Below are 20,439 nucleotides of genomic sequence, written 5' to 3' on the forward strand. Positions count from 1 at the left end.
GGCATGGGACGGGTCACGATTCTGGACACGCTGCTCCGCGACGGAGCCCTCTCCGAAGGGGTGAGCTTCACCCCTGAGGACAAGATCGAGATCCTGCAGCTCCTCGATCGGCTCGAGATCCCCTACCTGGAGGCCGGCTGGCCCTACCAGTGGCCCGAAGACCTGGAGGTCTTCGAGCGCGCCCGCGAACTGGACCTGAAGGGCCGGCTCGTGGCCTTCGGATCCACGCGCCGCCCCGAGACCGACCCCGACCGTGACCCGAACCTGCGGGCGCTGCTCAAGGCCGAGACCGACACCGTGCACATCTACGGCAAGGCCTGGAGCCTGCACGTGGAGAAGGTACTGCGCACCACGCTGGAGGAGAACCTGGCGATGGTGCGCGAGACCGTCGCCTACCTGAAGGAGCTGGGCAAAGAGGTCATCTTCACGGCCGAGCACTTCTACGACGGCTGCCGGCACGACCGCGGCTACTCGCTCGAGGTGGCCGCGGCGGCCGTGAAGGGCGGCGCCGACATCCTGGTGCTGGGCGATTCCGTAGGGGCTTCGCTGATGCACGAGGTCGCCAAGGGGATCCGCTCGGTCAAGGAGGCCCACCCCGACGTGGTGGTGGGGTTCCACGGACACAACGACATGGGCCTCGCCGTCGCCAACGCCATCGCCGCGGTGGAGGCGGGCGCCGAGCACGTGCAGGGCACGATCGGCGGCTACGGGGCGCGCACCGGCATGACCGACCTTTCCACGCTGATTCCCATCCTCAAGCTCAAGATGGGGATCGACGTCGTCTCCGACGAAGCGCTTCGGAACCTGACGCCGGTCACCCGGGCGATCGTCAACAAGATCGGGGTGGGCGACCTCGACTACCACCCCTTCGTGGGGTACAAGGTCTTCGCCCACCGCACCCACTCGCACATCGCCGCCGTGCTCAGCGACCCCGAGACCTACGAGCCGATCCCGCCCGAGGCGGTGGGCAACGAGCGCCGGCTGCTGCTGCCCGGCATCGCCCGGGCCAGCTACCTCGAGTCGCTGGCGCAGCGCCTGGGGGTGGACCTGACGGGCGACTCGGCCGCCAACCAGCGTATCCGCGAGGAGCTCTTGCGGCTCGAGGAGGCCGGCTACACCTACGAGGATGCCGAGGCCAGCCTCGAGCTGGTGCTGGGCAAGCTGACCGGGCGTTTCCACCCCGCGATGACGGTGGAGCGCCTGCGCCTCTTCGAGGTGATCCGGGGCAAGCACCAACCGGTCGTCGAGGCCAGCCTGCGCATCCAGCTGGGCTCGCACGACGAGTACGTGGCCGCCGAGGGCACCGGCCCGGTGACCACGCTCTTCGAAGTGCTGCTGGGGGCGTTGCGCGAGGTGCGCAGTGAGCTGGGCCCCCTCGAGGACTACGTCTGCGGCATCAAGCTCGCCGCCGTGCGGGTGCGCACCTTCTACCCGCGCGGCAAGCAGGAGCTGCGGGCGCGGGTCACGGTCACCTTCAGCGACGGCGCGCGCACCTGGAGCACGATCGGCATCAGCCGCGACCTGATCCAGGCGACCTGGCAGGCGCTCTTCGACGGCATCGAGTACGGCCTCTACACCAAGGCGGAAGCCGAGGGCATCGAACCGCCCTTGTTCAAGTAGGAGGAAAGCCATGGAGATTCGGAAGATCGGCGTGATCGGCGCAGGGCAGATGGGGTCGGGCATCGCCCAGGTGGCGGCCCAGTCGGGTTACGAGGTCGTGCTAATGGACGTCGAGGAGCTGAGCCTCAAGAAGGGGCTCGAGGCCATCCGAAGGTCGCTCGACCGCTTCCTGCGCAAGGAGAAGATCACCCAGGAGGAGGCCGAAAAGGCCCTGGCCCGCATCAAGACGACGCTCAACCCCGCCGACTTCGCGGACTGCGACCTGGTCGTCGAGGCCATCGTGGAGAACGAGTCGGTCAAGGGTAAGCTCTTCCAGACGCTCGACAAGGTGGTGAAGCCTGAGGCCGTCTTCGCTTCCAACACCTCCTCGATTCCCATCACCAAGCTGGCCAGCTACACCTCCCGCCCCGAGCGTTTCATCGGCATGCACTTCATGAACCCGGTGCCGCTGATGAAGCTCGTCGAGGTCATCCGCGGCTACAAGACCTCGGACGAGGTCACCCGGGTGGTCATGGCGACGGCCGAGAAGATGGGCAAGGTGCCGGTCGAGGTCAACGACTACCCCGGCTTCGTCTCCAACCGCGTGCTCATCCCCATGCTCAACGAGGCCATCCAAGCGGTCATGGAGGGCGTGGCCACCCCCGAGGCCATCGACACCGTGATGAAGCTGGGCATGAACCACCCCATGGGCCCGCTGACGCTCGCCGACTTCATCGGCCTCGACACCGTGCTGGCCATCATGGAGGTGCTGCACGAGGGCTTTGGCGACAGCAAGTACCGCCCCTCGCCGCTGCTCAAGAAGATGGTCCAGGCGGGTCTGCTGGGCCGCAAGAGCGGGCAGGGGTTCTACAAGTACGACGAGAAGGGGAACAAGATCGGCTAGTAGCTCGTGGCAAGTGGCTTGTGGAAGCGGCCGGCTGCCTGCAGCCGGCCGCCGGCTTTTGCATTATTTGCGGCGCAGCTTAGAGCTGCGCCGGGATGTGGGGTGTAGGGAGCAGGAAGCAGGGAAAGCAAGCTCCATGTCTTATGTGCCGTACTCAAACCCGTTCGCGCGCTTTCAAAAACACAACCTACTTCCCACACCCCACTTCCTACATCCTGCTTTCTGACTGCAGTCCACAGGCCAGCCCCGCTACCACGTACCACGTACTACGTACTACGCACCACGTACCACGTACCGACTAGACCATCACCGGCTCCTCGTAGACCCCGTAGACCTCGCGCAGCACGTCCATCATCTCGCCCAGGGTGGCGTAGGCGAGGGCGGCCTCGACGAAGTGGGGCATGGTGTTCCGGCCACCTGCGGCGGCCTGGCGCAACCCCTCGAGCGCCTGTTCAACGCGTTCGGGGTCGCGTTCGCGGCGCACCCGAGCCAGCCGCTCGGCCTGGATGCGTTCGATCTCGGGGTCGATCTCCTGGATCGGCACCTCGATCTCCTTCTCGTCCTGGAAGGCGTTGACCCCCACGATGATGCGCTCGCCCGACTCGACCTCCTGCTGGAAGCGGTAGGAGGCGTCGCCGATCTCGCGCAGGAAGTAGCCCTGCTCGATGCCGCGGACCACCCCGCCCAAGCGCCGGATCTCCTCGATGTAGCGCATGGCCTCGGCCTCGATCTTGTCGGTCAGCCACTCCACGTAGTAGCTGCCGGCGAGCGGGTCGATGGTGTGGGTCACCCCCGACTCGTAGGCGATGATCTGCTGCTGCCGCAGCGCCAGCGTGGCCGCCTCTTCGGTGGGCAGGGCCAGGGCCTCGTCGTAGGCGTCGGTGTGGAGGCTGTTGGTGCCGCCAAGGACCGCCGCCAGCGCCTGGATGGCCACGCGGGTGAGGTTGTTGAGCGGCTGCTGGGCGGTGAGGCTGACCCCGGCGGTCTGGGCGTGGGTGCGCAGCATCCAGCTGCGCGGGTCCTTTGCGCCGTAGCGCTCGCGCATCTGGGTGGCCCAGATGCGACGGGCGGCGCGGAACTTGGCGATCTCCTCGAAGAAGTCGTTGTGGACGTCGAAGAAGAAGCTGATGCGGGGGGCGAAGGCGTCGACGTCCAGGCCGCGCTCGAGCGCCTTTTCCACGTACTCGAAGCCGTCGGCCAGGGTGAAGGCCAGCTCCTGGACCGCGGTCGCCCCGGCCTCCCGGATGTGATAGCCCGAGACCGAGATGAAGTTCCAGCGGGGTACGTTCTCGGGCCCCCACTCGAAGGTGTCGATCACCAGCTTGACGCTGGGCTCGGGCGGGAAGATGAACTCCTTCTGGGCAATGAACTCCTTGAGGATGTCGTTCTGGATCGTGCCGCCGAGCTTCTTCCAGTCGTAGCCCTTCTTCTTGGCGAGCGCCAGGTACATCGCCCAGATGGCGTTGGCGGGTGAGTTGATCGTCATCGAGGTGGTGACCTCTTCGAGGTTGATGCCGTCGAAGAGGATCTCCATGTCGGCGAGGCTGCTCACGGCCACGCCGCACTTGCCCACCTCGCCCGCCGAGAGCGGGTGATCGGAGTCGTAGCCCATCAGCGTGGGCAGGTCGAAGGCCGTGGAGAGGCCCATCTGACCGGCGGCAAGGAGCTTCTTGAAGCGCTCGTTGGTCTGCTCGGCGGTGCCGAAGCCGGCGAACATGCGCATCGTCCACAGCTTGGAACGGTACATCGAGCCGTAGACGCCGCGGGTGTAGGGGTACTCGCCGGGGTAGCCGAGCTTTTCGTCGTAGTCGAAACCCTGAACGTCTTCGGGGGTGTAGATGGGGTCGGGGGCGATGTTCGAGAGCGTGCGGTGCGCGACCGGGCGCTCGGGCACGCGTTCCGTGCTCTTTTGGTAGGTTTCGCGCATCCATGCGTGCTTTGGGCGCATCGGGGCCTCCTTGGGCCGTATTATAACGGTTCACCGTGTGACCGGCGAAAAACCGTGAGACCCGAGGCCCGGGTGTTAGCATCGTGGAAATGCGGACGCTGTGGCTTGGAATCGTGATCGCCTTTGGGCTCGGCTCGGCCGCGCTGGCCCAGCCCAAAGTGGCCCTCATCCTGGGCGGGGGCGCGGCGCGCGGCATGGCCCACATCGGGGTGCTGCGGGCCCTGAACGAGGCCGGCGTGCCCGTCGACCTGATCGTGGGCACCTCGATGGGCTCGGTGATCGGCGCCATGTACGCCGCCGGTTACTCGACCGAGGTGCTCGAGGAGCTGGCCGTGCGCATCGACCCCGGCATGGTCGTGCGCTTTCACTTCCCCTTAGGCGGGGGGCTCCTCGACGCCTCGCCCCTGGAAACGGCGCTGGACGTGCTCACGGAAGGGGCGCAGGTGGGTTCGACGCCCGTGCCCTACTACCTGGTGGCCTCCAACCTGCGGACCGGCGAAGCCCACCTCTTCACCTCGGGTTCGCTGGCGCGCGCGGTGCACGCCTCGATGGCCATGCCGGTGCTCATGGAGCCGGTGGAGTTGGACGGCGAGTGGTACTACGACGGCGCCTACAAGGCGCCGGTGCCCGTGCGCATGGCGCGGGCGCTGGGCGCCGAGGTGGTTCTGGTCGTCAACGTCACCCGCGAGGTTCCCTTCCGGCCCGAGAGCCTGATCGACAACGTCACCCAGCTGGTCATCGACATCATCCGCCGCAACAGCGAAGCGGACCTGAAGCAGGCCGACGCCATCGTGGACCCGGGGCTGGCGCTCGAGTCGTACATGTCCTTCGACAAGGCGCGCGCCTTCATCGGTAAGGGCTACGCGGCGACGCGGGCCCGCCTGCCCGAGATCTACCGCGTCCTCGAGGCGCACGGCATCCCCCTCCGCCCGCCGGGCGACCCCAACGCGGACCGCGCCATCAACCGCGGCTGGCGGGAGCGGCTCGAGCGGGCCCGCGTCGCGGTGGAACGCATGCCGCCCCGCTTCAGCTTGCTGCCGGTCGTGGGGCTCGCGCCGTCCTCGTACCTCAGCGGGCGCCACCCCGACGCCACCCCGGCGCTCAGCCTCTTCAAGCTGGGCGCGCGCGCCAGCGGGGGGCCGCTGGGGCGCGGCCACGTCGAGGCCTGGTACGCCACCAACCTGGAGGGGGCCGGGGGCGCGGCGGGGGTTTCGGCCGCCTGGAACCCGCGCCCCGACTGGCTGCTCGGGATCGCGCTCGCGCGCGACGTCGGGGGGCGCTGGTCGGTGGAGCCTTCGCTGCGCTACGACGGCCTGCCGGAGACCGAGATCGGCCTGCGCCTGGATCCGATCCGCGGCCGGGTGCGGCTGGAGGCGGCGTGGCGCCGCCGCGGCGCCTACGCGCTTTCGGGCGGGTACACCAGGGGGTGGGCGCCGTCCTTCGACGCCGTCGACCTCGACGCCCGCGCCCGCTGGCCGCTGGGGAGGGGCTGGGAGTTGCGCGGACGCGCCTACGCCGCCATGGCGGGGGCGGGCGCGCCTCGGGACGCCCTGTTCAGCCTGGGGTCGCGCAGCCTGCTGCGCGGCTACCCCTCCGACGCCTGGACCGCGCCGGCGGTGGGGGTGCTCAACCTGGAACTGGCCTGGACGCCGCCGCACGGTTCGCCGGTGCTCGAGACGGCGCTGGTCAAGCCCAGCTTCTGGGGCTTCGTGGACGCGGGGGCCGCGCCCGCGCGCTTCGCGGGCGCGGCCGTGGGGCTGGGCGTCGGCGCCGGCGTGGAGGCCCAGCTCTTCGGTTTCCTGCCCGTGCAGGGGGGCCTCGACCTCGCCTACGGCCTGCGCGGCGGGCGTTGGGGGCTGGGGTTCCGGGGCCGCATCTGGCCCTAGGCGCCGTTCAGGAAGGCCTGGCGCACCGCGGCTTCGGAGCGCAGGGGCTCGAGCTGGTAAGCGACGTAGCCCAGCAGCGCAGCGAGCAACGGCCGCCAGGCCGCGGTTTCCAGCCGGGTCATGGCCTCGCGTCCGGGGCGGCGCAGCAGCACGGCGAGGACCTCCGCGCCGCCCGCGCCCAGCGGCAGCGCCGGGCTTCGGGCGCAGGCGGAACAGGCGAGCGCGCCCTCGAGCTCCAGCCGGGCGGGCGGGTGGCCGCAGCGGCTTTCGAGCCCGGGTTCCAGGCCGCCTGCGGCGAGCATGCGCCAGCCGGCCCAGACGAGCGGCAGCGCGGGTTCGCCGTGGCGGGCGACGCCCCGGAGGCCGCTGGTGAAGACGGGCCAGAGGGCCGGGGCCACCTCGGGGGCGGCGAGCCGGTAGGCGAGCTCGCCCAGGTAGGCGGCCGCGGCGTAGCGGCCGGGTTCGCTCAGGCGCTCGAGCCGCCCCACCAGCTCGGCCTGGGTGAGGGTGGCCAGGTCGCGGTCGGGTTTGTGGTAGGCCTGGAAGCGCACGTGGTGGAAGAGCATCAGGCGGCCGCTGCGGCCGCCGGGGCGCTGGGCCTTGCGCGCCACCGCGTCGAGCGCCCCTTCGGGGCCGACGAAGCGCAGCAGCACGTCGCCGCCGGGCAGCGGTCGGCGGCCGACGATGACGCCCTCGTGGGTGCGGTAGCGCTCCACCCCTCCATGTTAGGTTAAGGCGTGCCCGAACTGGACGCCGCGCCCACCCTCGATCAGGTCGTGACCACGGCGCGCGGGGACCTTGCCTGGACCCTCTCCGAAGCCGCCCGCGCGCGCATGCAGCAGGGCCGCGAGGTGGTGGAGCGGGCGCTGGCCTCGGGGGCGGTCGTCTACGGGGTGACGACCGGCTTCGGCAAGTTCGCGCGGGTGCGCATCGAGCCCGATGCGGTGCGCGAGCTGCAGCGCAACCTGCTGCTCTCGCACGCGATCGGGGTGGGGCCGCCCTTTGCGACCGAGGTGGTGCGGGCGATGATGCTGCTGCGCGCCGCCTCGCTGGCCCGCGGCTACTCGGGGGTGCGCCCGCTCGTGGTCGAGCGTCTGCTCGCGCTGCTGGCCGCGGGGGCCCACCCGGTCGTGCCCTCGCAGGGGTCGGTGGGCGCCTCGGGCGACCTGGCGCCGCTGGCGCACATGGCGCTGCCGCTGATCGGCGAGGGCGAGGTCGAGCTCGCGGGCGAGGTGCTTTCCGGGGCCGAGGCGCTGGCCCGGCTCGGGCTCGAGCCGCTCGTCCTCGAGGCCAAGGAAGGCCTGGCGCTCGTCAACGGCACCCAGGCGATGAGCGCGGTGCTGGTGCTGCTCTCGCACGATGCCCGGATCCTGGCGCGCACCGCCGACGTGGCCGCGGCGATGAGCGTCGAGGCGCTGAAGGCCAGCCACCGTCCCTATGGCGTCTGGGTCACCCGGCTCCGGCCCCACCCGGGCGCCGAGGCCGTGGCCGCGAACCTGCGGCGGCTGCTCGCGGGCTCCGAGATCGCCGCCTCGCACGCCGACTGCGACAAGGTGCAGGACGCCTACTCGCTGCGGGCGGTGCCCCAGGTGCACGGGGCCAGCCGCGACGCGCTGGCTTACCTGGAGCGGGCGCTCGAGGTGGAGGTGGCGAGCGTGACCGACAACCCGCTCGTCGTCCCCGAGACCGGCGAGGTGATCAGCGCCGGCAACTTCCACGGCCAGCCGCTGGCGCTGCCGGCCGACGCGGTCGCCGTGGCCCTGGCGGAGCTCGCCAACATCGCCGAGCGGCGGGTGGAGCAGATGCTCAACCCCGCGCTCTCGGGGCTGCCGGCGTTCCTGGCCGAACGTGGCGGCCTCCACTCGGGGTTGATGATCAGCCAGTACACCGCCGCCAGCCTGGTGAGCGAGAACAAGGTGCTGGCCCACCCGGCCTCGGTGGACTCGATCCCCACCAGCGCCAATCAGGAGGACCACGTCTCCATGGGCACGACGGCCGCCCGGCAGGCGCGGCAGATCTACGAGAACGCGCTCTGGGTGCTGGCCATCGAGCTGGCCTCGGCGGCGCAGGCGCTCGACTTCCACCGCCCGCTCGAGCCCGGCCGGGGGGTGCGCGCCGCCTACGCGCGCATCCGGGCCGAGGTGCCCCATCTGGACCGCGACCGCTACCTGAAGCCGGAGCTTTCGCGGCTGCGCGAGCTGATCCGGAGCGGCGAGCTGCTGCGCGTCGTCGAGGCCGAGGTGGGGCCGCTCGAATAGCCGTGCCCCTGAGTGTGCTAGACTAAACGTGGATGAACGCCTTGGACCGCTACACCCTGGAGGACCTGCTCGAGTGGATCGTGATCGGGCTGCTGATCGTCGTGGGCGTCCTGGTGGCGCTCTGGCTCGCGGGCTGGGTCATGGTCTTCTTGGGCAAGCTGTTCCTGGCCGTCGCCGCGCTGATCGTCGCCTTGCTGAAGTTCCTGATCCCCGCGCTGCTCATCGCAGGGGTGCTCTACCTGATCCTGCGGGCCCTCTCCAAACCCCAAACCGCTGCGTGACCGACGCCCCGACGCTCCCGCCCCAGCGGCCGCGCCTGCGCGGCGGGCTTTTTCTATGAACGACGCACTGCGCAAACGCATCCAGCACCGGCTCGCCGGCGAACGGGGGACGATCTTCAAGGACGCCCCCTTCCGCGTCACCGTGGCCTACCCCAACACCTACGCGGTGGCCATGGCCTCGCTGGGCTTCCAGACCGTCTACCGCCTCTTCAACGCCGAGCCCGACTTCGCCGCCGAGCGCGCCTTCCTGGAGGACGCCGAGCTCGCCCCGCCGGGGCGGCTCGTCACCTACGAGTCGGGCCGCTACGCCGGCGACGCCCACGTCTTCGGCATCTCCGTGGCCTTCGAGCTCGACCTGGTCAACGTCGTGCGCCTGCTGCGGGCGGCGGGGCTCGAGCCGCTGCGCGAGGAACGCGACGCCCGCGACCCCGTCGTCCTCGTCGGGGGTCCCCTCACCAGCTCCAACCCCTGGCCGCTCGCCCCCTTCGCCGACGCGATCCTGATCGGCGACGGCGAACAGACCGTCCCCCTTCTGGCCGAGGCCTACCGCCAGGCGGCGAGCAAGGCCGAGTTCCTGGACCTGATCGAGGGGATGCCGGGGGTCTTCCTCCCGGACCGCGACGCCCGCGAACCCCACTGGGCCACCGCGCCCCTCGACGAGCTGCCCGTCTATTCCCAGATCGTCGCCGAGGAGTCCGAGTTTCCCGGCGTCTTCCTGGTCGAGGCCGAGCGCGGCTGTCCGCGGCCCTGCACCTTCTGCCTGGCGCGGACGATGTACGGCCCCACGCGCAACGTCCCCGCCGAGCGGGTGCTCGAGGTCGTGCCCGAGGGCGTGGCCAAGGTGGGGCTGGTGGGCGCGGCGCTCTCCGACTACCCCCACATCAAGCGCGTGGGGCGGGCGCTGCTCGAGCGCGGCGTCAAGCTTTCGGTCTCGAGCATCCGCGCCGACCGGGTGGACGCCGAACTCGCCGCCATCCTCAAGGAAGGCGGCCTGCGCACCTTCACCATCGCCTCCGACGGCCCCAGCCAGCGTCTGCGCGACCTCCTCAAGAAGCAGATCACCGAGGACCACCTGCTCAGGGCCGCCGAGATCGCCCGCGACCTGGGCTTCAAGGGATACAAGCTCTACCAGATGATCGGCCTGCCTACCGAGACCGACGACGACATTAGCGAGATGATCGCGTTCACCCGCCGGGTCGCCGAGATCACCCCGGTGGCGCTGGGCATCTCGCCCTTCGTGCCCAAGCGCCACACCCCCCACTGGGGGGACCGCTTCGCCGGGATCAAGACGATCGAAGCCCGGCTCAAGCGCATCCAGAAGGAGCTGCGCAAGCTGCGGCCGCGCGTCGAGGTGCGCTCCACCAGCGCCAAGTGGGCCTGGATCGAGGCGGTGATCGCCCGCGGCGGGCCCGAGGTGGGGCTGGCGGCGCTGCGACTGGAAGAGGGCGAGTCCTTCGCCGGCTGGAAGCGCGCCCTCGCCGAGGTGGGCTGGCGCGACCCGCTCACCCTGCCCGAGCCCGAGGGCGCGGCCCTGCCGCTGGTGCTGGGGTAGGCGGTGTACGCCGAGGCGGTTCGCTGGCTCGAGGCGCAGCGGCGCGCCGGCCGCGAGCGCGGCGCCCGCCGATTGCGCGCCGCCTGGGCGCGCCTGGGCGGCGCGCTGCCGCGGACCCGCTTCGTGCACGTCGTGGGGACGAACGGCAAGGGCAGCGTGGCCGCCTACCTGGAGCAGGGTTTCCTCGCCGCCGGGGTGCGCGCCGGGGCGTTCACCAGCCCCCACCTCGTCGATCCGCGCGAGCGCGTACGGGTGGATGGCGCACCCGCAAGCCGCGAGGCGCTCATCGAATTCGCGGCGCGCGCCCGCGCGCTCGACCTGGACGACCCCCCGGCCTTCTTCGAGTGGATGCTCGCCTTCGCCCTCGAGCGCTTCGCGGTCGAGAGAGTGGCCTGGGCGGCGCTCGAGGCCGGGGTGGGGGGTGCGAGCGACGCCACGTCCTTCGTCCGCGAGCAGGTGGCCCTGACCGTGCTCACCAACGTGGGCGAGGACCACCTGGCAAGCTTCGGTTCGCTCGAGGCGCTGGCGCGGGACAAGGCGGAGGCGGTGCGGCCGGGAACGCCCGTGGTGAGCGCGGCCCGCGGCCGGGCGCTCGACGTCCTGCGCGAGGTCGCCCGTGCGCGGAGCGCGCCCCTCCACGTCTACGACCCCGAGGACCCGCTCTTCGCGCTTCCGGCGCCGCCGGCGCTCGCGGGGGCCTTCCAGCGGGAGAACGCGGCGCTGGCGGGGGCGGCGCTGCGGCTCCTGGGCTTCGGCGAGGCGGTGGTGCGGGCGGCCCTCGCAAACGCCCGCCTGCCCGGCCGCCTCGACCGGCGCCGCTTCCGCGGCCGGCCCGTCCTGCTCGACGGCGCCCACAACCCGCCCGCCGCCCGGGCGCTGGCCGCCGAGCTGCCCCGGCGCTACCGCCTCGTCTTCGGCGCCCACCCGCACAAGCGCGTCGGCCCGATGCTCGAGCTCCTGGCGGCGCGCGCCGGCGGCACCGTGCTCACCTGGCCCCTGCCCGGATCGCAGGGGGGGTATGCCTACGAACCCGACCCCCTCGCGGCCCTGGCGCTCGCTGCGGAGTCGGCGCGCGAAGACGAGCCCGTGGTGGTCACGGGCTCGCTCTACCTGGTCGGTCGGCTACTCGGCTCGGGCTTCCTTGAGTAGGTTCCCCTTTTCGTCGAGGAACCGCACCTTGGTCGGTTTCCCCTGAACGCGCAAGAGCAGGTAGGGGCTCGTGATCGCCTGGGTGACCAGGCTGCCCGGCTTGGGCTGGATCAGCTGCAGCTGCACGACGAGCACGTCGTCCTTCAAGAGGACGCGGAGCACCTTGAGGGCGTAGCCGCCGGTCGGTTTGGTGCCCCAGAAGAAGGCGACCACGCTGTCGCGCCGGAAGTCGATCGCGGGGGGCGCCGGTTGGGGAACCCGGCGGCCCGCGGCCAACGGCCAGACCTTTTGCAGGAAGGTTTTCTCGGTGACGGCCAGGACCGCGTAGGGTTGGGTGTCCGCGTAGGCGCTGAAGGGGCCCTTGTCCAGGACCTCCCAGGCGGGCGCCGGCGGGGTGACGGGACCCAAGACGAACTCCTTTGGAACGCCGTACTGCACGGCGAGGCTGACCTTGCGGTAGGTCCGGGGCTTGGGGTCGAAGCGGTAGTCGGGGTAAACGGCGTCGCTGAGCTGGTAGACGACGAGCGGACGGTTGCCCGAGCGGGCCAGGGCCTCGTTGAGGACCACCTTGGTTTCTGCGCGTTCCAAGCCCTGCAGCACGGGGTAGGCGGGGACGCCGTCGCTGCGGATGCGGCTGCCGGCCTTCAACTTCCCGGCGAGGCGGAACCAGGTGCCGTCGTAGAGCCAGACCCCCTCCAGGTCCACCCGTGTCTCGACGACGTAGTCGAACCCGGGCAGGGCCTCGACGGTCTGCGCAGGAAGGCGCAGCGGTGGGAGGACCTCGCGCAGGTTGGGTTGGCCGTCCACCCACAGGGCTCCGGGAACCGACCAGATGTGCTCGCGGGCGGGGGCGGGCTCGAGAACGAGCGGTCGCCCGTCGAGGTAGACCGTCTGCGGATCGCCGAAGAAGTAGGTCCAGCGTTCCGAGGCCTCGGGGGTGAGCCACTCGATCTCGGTCACGCTGTAGCGCGGGCCGGTTTCCACCAGTACGGGCACGCAGGCGCTCAGCCCCAGGGCGAGCAGTCCCAGCGACAGTTTCCAGAGCTTCATACGCACAGTCTAAAGTACCTTTCTTATTTCCGCATTAGGTCGCATGAACGCGGCCTTAACGTGAGGTCCGCGGGTCGAGGGCGTCGCGCAGGCCGTCGCCCAGGAGGTTGAACCCCAGCACCGCGATCATGATGGCCACGCCGGGGAAGAGGCTGATCCAGGGGGCCCGGGTGAAGTAGAGGAAACCCTTGGAGATCATCAAACCCCATTCGGGCTGCGGCGGCTGCGCGCCCAGCCCCAGGAAGCCCAGGCCCGCCGCATCCAGGATCGCCGTCGCGATCGAGAGGGTGGCCTGAACGATCAGCGGTGAGAGCCCGTTGGGGAGGATGTGGCGGAAGATGATGCGCGCCCGCCCCGCCCCGAGCCCTTCCGCGGCGGCGACGAAGTCCTGCTCCTTGAGCGAGAGCACCACGCTGCGGGTAAGACGGGCGTAGATGGGAATCTGGACGATCCCCACCGCGATCATCGCGTTGGATATTCCCGGACCGATGACGGCCACGATGGCGATTGCGAGCAGGATCGACGGGAAGGAGAGCATGATGTCGACGAGCCAGCTGATGAGCATGTCGGTGCGGCCGCCAAAGTAGCCGGCGAGCAGCCCCAGGAAGGTGCCGGCGACGACGGCGATGCCCACGGCGAAGACCCCCACCCGGAGCGAGATGCGGGAACCGTGGACGACGCGGGTGAAGATGTCGCGCCCCAGCTCGTCGGTGCCCATGATGTGCTCCGCGGAGGGAGGCTTGAGGCGTTCGCGCAGGTTGCGGTCCTTGGTCGCGTCGTAGGGCATGATCAGGGGGGCGAGCAGGGCGAGCAGGACGAAGAACCCCACGATCAAGAGGCCGGCCTTGCCGGAGCTCGAGCGCATGAAGCGTCGCCAGGCCTGCTGGGTCGGCGTGCGCATGTAGGCTTCGGAGGTTGCCATGGCGTCTCCTATTGGTACTGGATCCGCGGGTCGAAGAACCCGTAGGAAAGGTCCACGAGGGCGTTGATGATGACGTAGACGGTGGCGATGAAGAGCGTGCCGCCCTGCACGATCGGGTAGTCGCGCGCGCCGATGCCGTCGTAGAGCCACTTGCCGATGCCGGGCCAGTTGAAGATCGTCTCGGTCAGGATCGCACCGGTGAGCAGCGTCCCGAACATCAGCCCGATCACCGTGATGACCGGGAGCATGGCGTTGCGCAGGGCGTGCTTCCAGATGACGACGCGTTCCGAGAGCCCCTTGGAACGGGCGGTGCGGATGTAGTCCTGGCTGAGCACCTCGAGCATCGCCCCGCGCATCATCCGGGCGATGACCGCGGTGGGGATGCTGCCGAGCGCCAGCGCCGGCAGGATCAGGTGGCGCAGTGCGTTGCGGGTGGCCGCGAAGTTTCCGGTGATCAGCCCGTCGATTACGTAAAAACCAGTGACCGGGGTGAGTTGCACGCCCACGTCGAGCCGCCCGGAGGGCGGCAGCCAGTGCAGGTTCACGGCGAAGAGGTAGATGAGCAGCAGGCCGAGCCAGAAGATCGGCATCGAGATGCCCACCAGCGCCGCGGTCATCACGCTCAAGTCGAGCCAGCTGTTCTTGCGCACCGCGGCCATGATGCCGGCCGGGATCGCCAGCATCAGCGCGATCAGCATCGCGCCCACCGAAAGCTCGAACGTCGCGGGGAAGCGGGCCCGCAGCTCGGTGGCCACGTCCACCTTGGTGAAGATCGACTGGCCCAGGTCGCCGTGCAGGATGCGCGTGACGAAGGTAAAGTACTGGCTTTCAAAAAGTGCGGCGGGGGATTTCTTTTCCACGGCCGCATCGAAGTTGAAAAAGAGGGGTTTGTCGAGGTTGAGTTGTTTTCTGAGTTTTTCGAGCGATTCGGGCGTCGCACGTTCGCCCAGCATGACGACCGCGGGATCGCCGGGGATCATGTGGATGAAGGTGAAGACGAGCAGGCTGACGCCGAAGAGAACGGGGATAAGGCTCAAAAAACGGCGGATGGCGTAGGCGGTCACGGAGCCTCCAAAGGGAAGGGGGCGCGGCCGCGGCCGCGCCCCGGTGAGGTTGCGTTACTTGACGGTGACCAGGTTGAGGTTCTCGGAGCTGCCCAGGGGGCTCGGCACCCAGCCCGACACGCCCTTGCGCACCGCGTGCAGCGGGTTGTTGTGGGCCACGGGGATCGAGAGCGTCAGCTCGTGCACCATCCGCTGCACCTTGGCGTAGAGCTCCTTGCGGGTCGCCATGTCGGGAGCGGTGCGCGCTTCGACGAGCATCTGTCCGATCTCTTCGCAGGCGGCGCTTTCACAACCGAGGTTGGTCTTGATCGAGGTGGGGCCGAAGAAGGTGAAGAGGTAGTTGTCGGGGTCGGGGTAGTCGGGGCTCCAGCCCAGCATGTACATGGGGAACTTGCCCTGGTCGTAGTCCGACAGGTAGGTGCCCCAGTCCTCGGTCTTGAGGGTGGCCTTGATGCCCACGTCCGCCAGGTAGGTGGCGATCGTCTCGGCGATCGGCTGCGGGGCGGGGAAGTAGGGGCGGCTCACCGGCATGTACCAGATCTCGGTCTCGAAGCCGTTCGGGTAGCCCGCCTCGGCCAGCAGCTTCTTGGCCAGGTCGGGGTTGTAGGTGTAGGCGGGGATGTTGCCGTCGCGGCCCCACATGGCCGGCGGCACGAACTCGGTCGCCCGCTCGCCCAAACCGGCGTAGAAGGCGTCGACGATCGCGTCCCAGTCCACCGCAGCGGCGATGGCCTTGCGCACGCGGATATCGTCGAGCGGCTTGTTCTTCTGGTGGAAGGCCAGGTAGCCGATGTTCAGGCCCTTCTGGACCACGGCCTCGAGGTTGGGATCGGCGTCGATGGTGACCTTGTCCTCGGGCGAGAGGTTGTTGGCGATGTGGATGGCGCCCGCCTTCAGCTCGGCGAGGCGCGAGGCCGGCTCGGGGATGCCGCGGAAGACGAGGGTGTCCACCTTGGCCTTTTCACCCCAGTAGGCGTCGTTGCGCTTCAGCACGACCTTGTCACCGATCACCCACTTGTCGAACTTGAAGGGGCCGGTCCCCACCGCGCCCACCTCGGGGGTGCCGTACTTCTCGGGGTTGGCCATCACGGCCTTGGGCGAGTCGATGCCGAAGTAGCTGGCCCCGAGCATGTTGGGGAAGAAGCCCACCGAGTCGGTGAGGTAGAACTTGACGGTGTACTCGTCGACGACCTCCACGCGGTCGATGATCGAGCCGTCGCCCTTGAAGCCGCCGAAGACCCAGGTGAAGGGGACGAACTGCTTGTTCCCGCGGTACTTGTTGTTCGGGTCGTTCCAGCGGTCGATGTTGAACTTCACGGCCTCCGCGTTGAAGGGGGTGCCGTCGTGGAACTTGACGCCCTGGCGCAGCTTGAAGGTCCACTCCTTGGCGTTGTTGCTGGCTTCCCAGGAAAGCGCCAGACCGGGGATCGGGTCGACCGTGCCCGGTTTGAAGGCCACCAGCGTCTCGGTGATCTGGTAGGCCACCCGGAGCGAGTTCCCGTCCTGCGCGTCGGAAGAATCCAGGGTCTTGGGCAGGTCGCTCTGCCCGTAAATGAGGGTCTGCGCCGAAGCCACACCGAACGCAAGGCTAAGGGCCAAGAGTCCTATGATCCATCGCTTCATATGCTGCTCCTTTCGTCCGCGGCGTGCGCGGCTGTAAATTCGCTACAGTGCAAGTATACTCAACTTTCTCACCTGGATAAAGCGCGCAAGGGGCTCCGGCGGCGGCCCGTCGCATAAAGGACCGCCGCCCCGAGGGGCGGCGGTCGCGGGGCGCGGCCGGGTCAGACCTCGCCCAGGTAGGCGCGGCGCATGGCCTCGTTGTGCAGGAGTTCCTGCGCCGGGCCCTCCAAGACCACCTCGCCGGTCTGCAGCACGTAGCCGCGGTCGGCGATCGAAAGCGCGATGTTGGCGTTCTGTTCGACGACGAAGACGGTGATGCCGCGTTCGTTGACGGTCTTGATGATCTTGAAGATCGTCTCCACCAGCTTGGGGGCGAGGCCCATCGACGGTTCGTCCATGAGGATGAGTTTCGGACGGCTCATCAGCGCCCGCCCCATGGCGAGCATCTGCTGTTCGCCGCCCGACATCGTGCCCGCCATCTGGCCGAGGCGTTCCTCCAGCCGCGGGAAGAGCGAGAAGACGTAGTCCAGATCTTCCTTGATTCCCTTGGCGTCGTTGCGCAGGTACGCCCCCATCTCCAGGTTTTCGCGCACCGTCATCTTGGGGAAGACGCGGCGGTTCTCGGGCACCACGGCCATCCCCTTCTCGATGCGGTACGAGGTGGGCTTGGGGTCGATGCGCTCGCCGCGGAAGTAGACCTCGCCCTCGCCCACCTGCACCAAGCCGAGGATGGTCTTGAGGGTCGTGCTCTTGCCCGAGGCGTTGCCACCGAGCAGGCAGACCATCTCCCCGGGGTAAAGGACCATGTTGACCTGGTTCAAGGCGCGGATGGGGCCGTAGTAGGCGCTGACGTTCTTGAGTTCGAGAAGAGGTTCCGGCATCACTCCTCCCTCCGGCCCAGGTAGGCCTCGATCACCTTGGGATCGTTCACCACGTCCTTGTAGTCGCCTTCCGCGATCTTTTCGCCGTAGTCGAGCACCACGACCCGGTCGGAGATCTCGCCCACGAGGTTCATCTTGTGTTCCACGAGCACGATGGTGTAGCCCCCCTCGTCGCGAAAACGGCGGATGATCTGGGTGATCTCCTTGGTCTCCTTGGGGTTCATCCCGGCGCTGGGCTCGTCGAGGAGGAGCAGCTTCGCGCCCGTCGCCATGGCGCGCGCCATCTCGGTGCGGCGGCGGTTGGCGTAGGAGAGGACGTAAACGGGCTGGTGCAAGCGGAAGCTCATCAGGCGGGGCCCGAAGAACGAGAGCTTCTCGAGCGCCACCTTGCGCATCTCTTCTTCTTCCTTGAGGTAGGCGGGGGTGCGCAGGACGGCCGCCAGCCAGCCCGACTTGAGGCGGTGGTGCTGCGGAATCAATACGTTTTCCAGCACGGTCAGGTGGGTGAACAGCCGCAGGTTCTGGAAGGTGCGGGCGATGCCCTTGCGCGTCACCTTGTCCGGGGTCAGCCCGTTGATCCGCTCCCCTTCGAAGATGATGTCGCCGCGGTCGGGTTGGTACACCCCGGTGATCAGGTTGAAGAGGGTGGACTTGCCCGCGCCGTTGGGCCCGATGATGCTGACGATCTCGCCCTCGTTGACGGTGAGGCTGACGTTGCTGATGGCCTGGAGGCCGCCGAAGGCCTTGTAGAGGTTGCGCAGCTCAAGCAGAGGCATCGTCGTCCTCCTTCTTGGCGGCGTCGGGGTTCAGGTCGGGGTTGGAGAGCCAGGCGTCCTGCTTGCGTTGCTCTTCCGTGGGGATGTCTTCGCGCGGGCCGAAGATGAGCTTCCAGGAGAACTCGGCGCGGCCCATGATGCCCTCGCGGCGGTAGATCATGATCAGGATCAGGATGACCGCGAGCAGGATCTTGCGCAACCCGAAGAACTGCACGGTCTGCGTCATCCAGGGTTCGTTGCGGAAGAGCACGGTGACGAACAACAGGGCCACCCCCAGGGCGCCGAAGATCAGGTGCTTGGTCTCGACGACCGGCCGCAGGCGGCGCGCCTTGCGGATGTACGCCGAGAAGGCGAAGGCGCTGAGCATCACCACCGCGCCGCCCAGGTAGCCGACGTAGGCGGGGTAGGGCTGCTCCAGGAAACCGCCGTAGATGCGCACGAGCACCACGATGGCGGTCCCCAGCACCGCGCCGGTGATCGAGCCGAGCCCGCCCAGGCTGATGGCCACGAGCAGGAAGAAGGTCACGAAGAAGTTGAAGGTCTGGGTGTCCACGGACTGCAGGTAGCTGGCGTAGAGGCCGCCGGCCACCCCCGCGAAGAAGGCGCTGATGGTGAAGGCCAGCACCTTGTGGTAGGCCAGGTTCACGCCCATGGCCTCGGCGGCGATCTCGTCCTCGCGGATGCCCTCGAAGGCGCGCCCGTACGAGGAGAACTTGAGCCGCGAGAGGAACCAGAGCACGAAGAGGAAGGCGAAGAAGGTCCACCAGACCGTGCCGGCGTCGCCGGGGATGCCCTTGATGCCCAGGGGGCCGTTGGTCAGGGCGGCGACCTCGGGGGCGTTGGGGAGCAGGCGGATGATCTCGCCGAAGCCGAAGGTGACGATGGCCAGGTAGTCGCCCTTGAGCCGGAGCGAGGGCGCGCCCACGATCACGCCCACCACCGCCGCGGCCAGCCCCGCGAGGAAGAGGGCGACGACGAACTTGAGGTCGATCGAGTTGGCGATGAAGTCGAGGCCGGCGCCGCGCAGCCACTTGTCGAGGTCCAGGTGGTTGCGGGCCCAGTCGGAGAGCAGGCGGGTGCGGAACGGCGCGCGCTCCTTCTCGGGGAGCATCAGCAGCGCGGTGACGTACCCCCCGATGAGCATGAAGCCGTGGTGACCGAGGGAGAGGATGCCGAGCTGACCGTTGATCAGGTTGAGGCTGACGGCGGCGATGCCCCAGATGAAGATGAGGGTGAGGGCGGAGAGGAGGCCGCTGCTGCCCTCGGCCTGGGTCAGCAGGTACAGGCCCAGGATCGCCAGCCCGACGGTCGCAAGGGTGAGCAGAGTGTTGCGCATCATACCTTCTCCGTGAGGTCTTCCCCGACCAGCCCGGAGGGGCGGAAGAGGAGGATCAGGATGAGGAGCACGAAGGCGAAGACGTCCTTATAGGCCGACAGCGTGGGGAACAGGCTCACCACATAGATTTCGATAAAGCCGAGCAAGAGACCGCCGAGCACGGCGCCGGGCAGGCTCCCGATGCCGCCGATGACCGCGGCGGTGAACGCCTTGATGCCCGGGATCAGGCCCATGAGCGGGTGGATCTGCCCGAAGCGGATGGCGTACATGACGCCCGCAGCGGCCGCCAGGATCGAGCCGATGAAGAAGGTCAGGGCGATGACCTGGTTGACGTTGACCCCCATCATCTGGGCCACCTCGGCGTCCTGGGCGGTCGCTCGCATCGCCTTGCCCAGCTTCGTGCGGGAAACGAAGAGGTTCAACACGAAGAGCAGCACCGCGGTGACGGTGGGGACGACGATGAGGATGCCCGTGTAGTAGACGGTTTCCTCGCCGATGGTGAAGTTGAGCGGACGGTTGAGGATCGTTTCGGCGTTGAACCCCTGCACGCGCGGGCCGAAGAGCAGCTGGCCCATGTTCTGCAGGAAGAAGCTGGCCGCGATGGCGGTGATCAGCATGCTCTCGCGGGGGGCGCCGCGCAGCGGGCGGTAGGCCACGGCCTCGAGCAGCACCCCGGCCACGCCGGTGGCGAGCATGCTGAGCAGCAGCGCCTCGATCCAGCCCATGTTCCTGAAGGCCAGCAAGAAGAAGGTTCCGGCAAAGATCAGCAGCGCCAGGGCCGCCGTTCGTTTTGGTTCTTCGAGATTAAAAAGGCTGCGCAAGACGAGCAAAACGGTGCCGCCAAGCAGGACGGTGATGAGCAGGGCCAGGCCCCAGTGCATGGGGGTCAGGGTCATGGCGTAGAAGGCGAAGTACGACCCCAGCATGAAGATCTCGCCGTGGGCAAAGTTGATCAGGCGGATGATGCCGTAGACCATGGTGTAGCCCAGGGCGATGAGCGCGTACAGGCTTCCCAGCGTGAGCGCGTTGAGGAAGTCCTGCACGATGCGCGCGAAGGTGTAATCGCCCAGCATGGCGATGCGCCATCCGATCAGGACGACGAGCAGCAGGCCTGCGAGCAGGGTGAACAACGTTGAACGCGAGGCGAGTTTGGATGCGGTCACAGGGTTCCTCCGAAGTTCCGGCGTTAACTGGGGCGAGCCGCGTAGGC

Annotated in this window: 17 protein-coding genes; 7 read left to right on the forward strand and 10 right to left on the reverse strand. The window is 68.7% G+C overall.

Annotated features, from left to right (window positions below):
• Window positions 1–3: 3 nt before the first annotated feature.
• Window positions 4–1,620 (forward strand): citramalate synthase, encoded by a 1,617-nt coding sequence (cimA, locus tag OCEPR_RS04355; RefSeq protein ID WP_013457494.1) that lies wholly within the window; start codon window positions 4–6, stop codon window positions 1,618–1,620.
• A gap of 10 nt (window positions 1,621–1,630) precedes the next feature.
• On the forward strand, window positions 1,631–2,503 hold the full coding sequence (locus tag OCEPR_RS04360; RefSeq protein WP_013457495.1) for a 3-hydroxyacyl-CoA dehydrogenase family protein: 873 nt from the start codon (window positions 1,631–1,633) through the stop codon (window positions 2,501–2,503).
• Between the two features lie 298 nt (window positions 2,504–2,801).
• Here OCEPR_RS04360 and OCEPR_RS04365 read toward each other — a convergent pair whose 3' ends face one another.
• Window positions 2,802–4,451: an acyl-CoA mutase large subunit family protein gene (locus tag OCEPR_RS04365; protein ID WP_013457496.1), complete on the reverse strand. Its 1,650-nt coding sequence runs from the start codon at window positions 4,449–4,451 to the stop codon at window positions 2,802–2,804.
• Window positions 4,452–4,540: 89 nt separating this feature from the next.
• Here OCEPR_RS04365 and OCEPR_RS04370 point away from each other — a divergent pair, with 89 nt between their 5' ends.
• Window positions 4,541–6,337 carry a patatin-like phospholipase family protein gene (locus tag OCEPR_RS04370; RefSeq protein WP_013457497.1) on the forward strand — a complete coding sequence of 599 codons (1,797 nt, stop codon included), beginning with the start codon at window positions 4,541–4,543 and terminating at the stop codon, window positions 6,335–6,337.
• Here OCEPR_RS04370 and recO read toward each other — a convergent pair.
• A complete protein-coding gene (recO, locus tag OCEPR_RS04375; protein ID WP_013457498.1) occupies window positions 6,334–7,053 on the reverse strand; it encodes a DNA repair protein RecO in 720 nt (239 codons plus the stop codon). The two genes, OCEPR_RS04370 and recO, sit on opposite strands and share 4 nt — an antisense overlap.
• Before the next feature lie 21 nt (window positions 7,054–7,074).
• On the opposite strand from recO, the gene hutH reads away from it, so the two are divergent.
• Genes hutH through OCEPR_RS04395 form a run of 4 tightly spaced genes read left to right on the forward strand, consistent with a single transcriptional unit; the run spans window position 7,075 to window position 11,577 of the window.
• On the forward strand, window positions 7,075–8,595 hold the full coding sequence (gene hutH, locus OCEPR_RS04380; RefSeq protein ID WP_013457499.1) for a histidine ammonia-lyase: 1,521 nt from the start codon (window positions 7,075–7,077) through the stop codon (window positions 8,593–8,595).
• Between the two features lie 32 nt (window positions 8,596–8,627).
• Complete coding sequence (locus tag OCEPR_RS04385; protein WP_013457500.1) at window positions 8,628–8,876, forward strand: DUF502 domain-containing protein; 249 nt, start codon at window positions 8,628–8,630, stop codon at window positions 8,874–8,876.
• Window positions 8,877–8,931: 55 nt separating this feature from the next.
• A complete protein-coding gene (locus tag OCEPR_RS04390) occupies window positions 8,932–10,428 on the forward strand; it encodes a B12-binding domain-containing radical SAM protein (RefSeq protein WP_013457501.1) in 1,497 nt (498 codons plus the stop codon).
• Between the two features lie 3 nt (window positions 10,429–10,431).
• Window positions 10,432–11,577, forward strand: coding sequence for a bifunctional folylpolyglutamate synthase/dihydrofolate synthase (locus OCEPR_RS04395; RefSeq protein WP_013457502.1), 1,146 nt, complete (start codon window positions 10,432–10,434; stop codon window positions 11,575–11,577).
• Here OCEPR_RS04395 and OCEPR_RS04400 read toward each other — a convergent pair.
• The 8 genes from OCEPR_RS04400 to OCEPR_RS04435 form a co-directional block, all read right to left on the reverse strand.
• A complete protein-coding gene (locus OCEPR_RS04400) occupies window positions 11,551–12,627 on the reverse strand; it encodes a protease complex subunit PrcB family protein (protein WP_013457503.1) in 1,077 nt (358 codons plus the stop codon). The genes OCEPR_RS04395 and OCEPR_RS04400 overlap by 27 nt on opposite strands.
• A 55-nt stretch (window positions 12,628–12,682) precedes the next feature.
• The gene (locus OCEPR_RS04405; protein WP_041554591.1) at window positions 12,683–13,528 is read right to left on the reverse strand and encodes an ABC transporter permease; all 846 of its coding nucleotides are present in this window, start codon (window positions 13,526–13,528) and stop codon (window positions 12,683–12,685) included.
• Window positions 13,529–13,557: 29 nt separating this feature from the next.
• Window positions 13,558–14,613, reverse strand: coding sequence for an ABC transporter permease (locus tag OCEPR_RS04410; RefSeq protein ID WP_013457505.1), 1,056 nt, complete (start codon window positions 14,611–14,613; stop codon window positions 13,558–13,560).
• A gap of 54 nt (window positions 14,614–14,667) precedes the next feature.
• Window positions 14,668–16,236 (reverse strand): ABC transporter substrate-binding protein, encoded by a 1,569-nt coding sequence (locus OCEPR_RS04415; RefSeq protein WP_013457506.1) that lies wholly within the window; start codon window positions 16,234–16,236, stop codon window positions 14,668–14,670.
• 161 nt (window positions 16,237–16,397) lie between these two features.
• Entirely contained in the window at window positions 16,398–17,117 is a 720-nt protein-coding gene (locus tag OCEPR_RS04420) for an ABC transporter ATP-binding protein (protein ID WP_013457507.1), read from the reverse strand.
• Window positions 17,117–17,893 (reverse strand): ABC transporter ATP-binding protein, encoded by a 777-nt coding sequence (locus OCEPR_RS04425; protein WP_013457508.1) that lies wholly within the window; start codon window positions 17,891–17,893, stop codon window positions 17,117–17,119. Before OCEPR_RS04425 ends, OCEPR_RS04420 begins: the two co-directional genes overlap by 1 nt.
• The gene (locus OCEPR_RS04430) at window positions 17,880–19,232 is read right to left on the reverse strand and encodes a branched-chain amino acid ABC transporter permease (RefSeq protein ID WP_148229265.1); all 1,353 of its coding nucleotides are present in this window, start codon (window positions 19,230–19,232) and stop codon (window positions 17,880–17,882) included. The genes OCEPR_RS04425 and OCEPR_RS04430 overlap by 14 nt, the downstream gene beginning before the upstream one ends.
• On the reverse strand, window positions 19,229–20,392 hold the full coding sequence (locus tag OCEPR_RS04435; protein WP_013457510.1) for a branched-chain amino acid ABC transporter permease: 1,164 nt from the start codon (window positions 20,390–20,392) through the stop codon (window positions 19,229–19,231). The genes OCEPR_RS04430 and OCEPR_RS04435 overlap by 4 nt, the downstream gene beginning before the upstream one ends.
• Window positions 20,393–20,439 lie beyond the last annotated feature (47 nt).

This window comes from Oceanithermus profundus DSM 14977, assembly GCF_000183745.1.
Lineage (GTDB): Bacteria > Deinococcota > Deinococci > Deinococcales > Marinithermaceae > Oceanithermus > Oceanithermus profundus.